Here is a 1275-nt window from a genome sequence, read left to right as displayed (position 1 = left end):
GCTGATGCAGGGCCGCACCACGATCGTCATCGCCCACCGCCTGGCAACGGTGCTGAAGGCCGACAGGATCCTGGTCATGGATGGGGGCTCGATCGTCGAGGAAGGCACGCATCAAAGCCTTGTCGCCAAGGGCGGCATCTATGCACGGCTGGCCAAGCTGCAGTTCGAAACCGGCGCCAGTGCTTTCAGGGGCGCGGCGGAATAGGCAGATCTGGCGCTGTGGCGACAGCCGCTATGCGGCTCCATAGCGCTGTTTCAGATGGTTCACGAAATAGGTGGCGTTGAGCTTTTCGCCTGTGGCGCGTTCGAGCAGGTCCGGCGTCGACCAGCGTGACCCCTGTGACCAGATTTTTTGGCGGCGCCAGTCGTTGATCGCCTCGAAATTGCCTTTGGCGAGATCCTCGTCGGCGGCAGGATGCTCCCGCGTCAGCGCCGCCCATTGCTGTGCTGCCATCATCGCGCCCAGCGTGTAGGAGGGGAAGTAGCCGAAAGCTGCCCCGGGCCAATGCACGTCCTGCATTGGCCCGTCGGCTGGGTTGTCGATGGTGGAAAGGCCGAGGTAGTCGCGCATCTTGGCGTCCCAGGCTTCGGGCAGATCGGCCACCTCCAGCCGGCCCGAGACGAGTTCCTGTTCCAGTTCGTAGCGCAGGATGACATGCAGGGGATAGGTCACCTCGTCGGCATCGACCCGGATCAGGCCGCGTCCGACGCGATGCACGTGCGGCAGGATGTCGTCGAGCGACCAGGCTTCGCCGAGATGCTTTTCAACCACTGGCAGCGCCCAGCGCCAGAAGGCCGGGTTGCGGCCTAGCTGCTTCTCGACGAACAGGCTCTGGCTTTCATGCACGGCCATGCCGCGCGCTTTGCCGAGCGGCCAGTGCGACCATGCCTTGGGCAGGTTCTGTTCGTAGAGCGCATGGCCGGTCTCGTGCAGCACGCCCATCAGCGCCGACAGGAAGTCGGACGTCTTGTAGCGGGTGGTGATACGCACGTCGCTCGGCACGCCGCCGCAGAAAGGGTGGTGCGACACCGACAGCGACCCATGCGTCAGGTCGAAGCCGACTGCCGTCATCATGGCAAGGCCGAGCTCGCGCTGCCGATCGATCGCATAGGTGCCCGAAAGCGGCTTCAGCGGGCGCTTGCGCTGCCGTGCGTCCTGGATCGCCAGCGCCTCCGGCACGAAACTTTTCAGAAAAGCCTTCAGGTCGCTGAACACAGGCGTGATGTCGGCGGTGCGGTTGCCGGGGTCGTACTGCTCCATCAGCGCGTCATAGG

The 1275-nt window shown here is 64.5% G+C and carries 1 protein-coding gene and 1 pseudogene; one reads left to right on the top strand and one right to left on the bottom strand.

The features are described 5' to 3' along the window. Positions 1-205, top strand: a pseudogene (locus EN994_RS31975) (ABC transporter); the annotation flags it as partial. Positions 206-232: 27 nt separating this feature from the next. Here the strand turns inward: EN994_RS31975 and EN994_RS31970 are convergent. Beyond that, the coding region (locus EN994_RS31970) for a carboxypeptidase M32 (RefSeq protein ID WP_127308178.1) at positions 233-1275 on the bottom strand (1043 nt) is incomplete at its 5' end.

Origin of the sequence: Mesorhizobium sp. M7A.F.Ca.CA.002.09.1.1 (assembly GCF_003998555.1) — a bacterium.
In the GTDB taxonomy this organism is placed as follows: Bacteria; Pseudomonadota; Alphaproteobacteria; order Rhizobiales; family Rhizobiaceae; genus Mesorhizobium; species Mesorhizobium ciceri.
This window is presented reverse-complemented; position numbering and strand designations above follow the sequence as displayed.